Raw genomic sequence first — 3,143 nt, 5'->3', positions numbered from 1 at the left:
AAAAAAAAAATCTTGAAAATAAGGCTTAAAGCATTGATACATATGCTTTTAAGCTTGAAAACAAAAACTCTAGTATCCCAGGATAAAAACTCTAGTATCCCAGGATAAAAACTCTAGTATCCCAGGACGACTCTTTTTTGAAACCTATGTATTGCAATGGTTTCAGCTTTGAAAACACTCCTAATTAGTCTGATAAGACTAATCCGCTAAAAAAAAGTCCCTCGAAACTTCTGGCAAAATTAGACTCGATGTTGCTCTGCATAAGGAATTAAGAGCTTTATGCCTCCTCAAAAAACTAAAGAGAACGCTGACTATAATTTTGCTAACCTCAATGCAACTACACGCCCGAAGCATATAGAACAAGACCACTGGCACGAATGGGTTAATCTCTCATTTGTTGACCCCCTACTGGTGTTTCTCAATGTTGTCTCGCTAATAGGCTTTACCACCTACGAATATCTGCTCTACGGATTGTCCGATTCCGAACGCCGTAACGATGGTCGTCTCAGGGATAAATGGTTAAATCGCTACGCTCACATTTTTTCTGGTGGTTGGTGGGTATCGGGACTAGACCCCCTCAATAACTGGCAACCAATGATGTGGGGTCGCTTCAAACCCGATAATCCTCGTCTCTGTGGCAAAAAAAATAAATCCATTAAATACGAGTCCCCACCAAAAGTAGCTAACCGAGTTACCTATTTCAATATCCCTGCTCACATCTGGAACAAAATAGCTTCTAGGTACAGCATCAAGCGTTATCACTCTCCCCTAGCTTTACGCTTACAGGATAGAAATAAGCCCCTAGTTTTTTGGGAATGGTTACAACAACATCCCGAAATACCTATCATCCTCACCGAAGGAGAAAAAAAAGCAGCTTGTTTGCTCTCAATGGGATTTGTCGCAATTGCCCTACCTGGTATTTGGGGGGGAAGAGTCGGCAGCAAACATCTTGAGCAACTACATCCCGATTTATTGCCCTTGGCTCAACAGGGCAGAAAATTCATCATTCTGTTTGATTACGAAACTAAGCCTAAAACTCGCTACAACATTTATCAAGCCACTCTCCGTACTGGTGAAGCTATCAAGAAAGCTGGTTGTGAGTGTGAAGTGGCATCTCTACCAGGAGCAGAAAAAGGAGTTGATGATTTTGTCGCTGCAAGAGGACAAGACGCAGAAACCCTCCTAACCTCCATCATTGATGATGCTCTTACTCTGGCTGAATACAAACGAGTTTGCTATCCTCGCCCCAGAGGACTCAGCAGTAAATATCCCGCCGATGTAGAGCTTAATACTCAATTCTTAAGCCAAGAAATCTCAGTTGAAGAAAGACTAGGAGATGGGGGGACTCATTATAAACCCTCTGACTCTTACTGTGAGGAGCTATATTCATCTCTAATAGATGAATCCCGTCAATCCCATGTAAATTCGCTTGCTGCTGCCTTCCCCGATTCAGGATTAGTAGGTCTAGTCAGTGGCATGGGTACGGGCAAAACCGAACTAATGGCACAATTCCGTAAACTACATCCCCATGAACGCTTCTTAAATCTGGGACATCGGGTTAACCTGCTCAAAAACCTCTCAGAAAGGTTAAATACCGAGATGTATTCTGCCCTAGACTCTGGCAAATTAAAAGATGCTGTGGGGCTTTCTATCACCGTTGATAGCTTATACAAACTACAAAACCAATTGGTTGAATACGGTTGTGTCTTCATCGACGAAGCCTGTCAGTATCTCGCTCACCTGCTCCACTCCAAAACCTGTAAAGAACATCGCGCTCTAATCTTAGAAGTCCTCGAATACATCATCGGTAAAGCTCGCTTAGTAGTCCTCGCTGACGCTCACATGGATGATGTCACCCTCGATTTCTTCCGCGCTATGCGTCCTCAAGATGAAAAACCCTTTATCATCAAGAACAACTACAAACAAGGAGGCAGAGAAGTTTATCTCTACGAAAGCGATGATAGCACTACTTTAGTCCTCAAAATCTTTACTGCCCTAATGCTGAAGCAAAAAATCATGGTAGTCAGCGACTCTAAGAAGTTTATCAAAAAGCTAGAAGCTGCCATGACCGTCAAAGTTTTTGATGAAGACAAGGGAGATAGCGGACGGGGAGACAAGGAGACGCGGAGACACGGGGACGCGGAGACACGGGGACGCGGAGAAGTAGAAAAGGAAGAAATTAAAAACCTTCCCCCTTCCCCTTTACCCCTTCCCCTTTACCCTTCTGATAACCAAGATTCATCGAACAAAAACGAACCCCGCCTCCGAATTTGGTCGATTCACGCGGAAAACAGTGGTAGTGAAGAGAATATAGCCTTTATCAAAGACATCTCTTCGGAAGTGAAAAACGTTGATGTTTTACTAGCTTCTCCCAGTTTGGGTACTGGTGTAGATATACCTAACTATCACTTCGATGCTGTCTTTGGTGCTTTCCATGCAGTATCGCAAACTGCTACCGAATGCGCTCAAGCATTACATCGCTATCGTCCGAGCGTACCATTACATATTTGGGTCGCTCCTCGTCCTCCTTTTGGTTACTTTGAAACCAATGCTGAGAAGATTAAAGAGAGGATGCTCCAACTCAATGAAATGACTGCTTTCTTGATTCGCATTGACAAAGGAACAGGCAAACGGGGTGCAGAAAAAGATTGGGCTTTAGATGCTTACTGTCAGATATCTGCCAATCGCAATCGTTCGATTAACAATTTACGAGACGATTTACGCTCTCTAATTACAGAGATGGAATATAACATTATCTCTATCGAATCAGAATCCGACTCTGAAGTTAAAACACAATTAAGAGAAGCTGGTTTGAGTTTGGATGCTGCTTATACCACAGCAGTAGTTCAAGCTAGCAATATCAGCAAACAAGAATATCTCTCCCGACAATCAAAAAACTACCTCAAACCCTCTGAAGTAGTGGAATGTCAAAAATATCGCATTCAACGGGATTACGGAATGCCCGTTACCTCCGAGTTAGTCCAAAAAGATGATGGCGGACATCTAATTAGCAAATTAATAGCCTTAGAAGCGATTTTAGCCCCCTCTGAGGGTGAGATGATTGACCCCACCACTGGTAAAAAATATCCCGCACCACCCAAGATAGTCGCCCAACGAGACTTAAAGGAAAGAGATAATTTACC

At 43.1% G+C, this 3,143-nt stretch carries 1 protein-coding gene; it reads left to right on the top strand.

Annotated features, from left to right (window positions below):
* Positions 1-279: 279 nt before the first annotated feature.
* Positions 280-3,143: DUF3854 domain-containing protein (locus tag H1P_RS38660; RefSeq protein ID WP_144875389.1), on the top strand; the 2,864-nt coding region annotated here is incomplete at its 3' end.

The organism is Hyella patelloides LEGE 07179, assembly GCF_900659865.1.
Classification (GTDB): Bacteria; Cyanobacteriota; Cyanobacteriia; order Cyanobacteriales; family Xenococcaceae; genus Hyella; species Hyella patelloides.
This window is presented reverse-complemented; position numbering and strand designations above follow the sequence as displayed.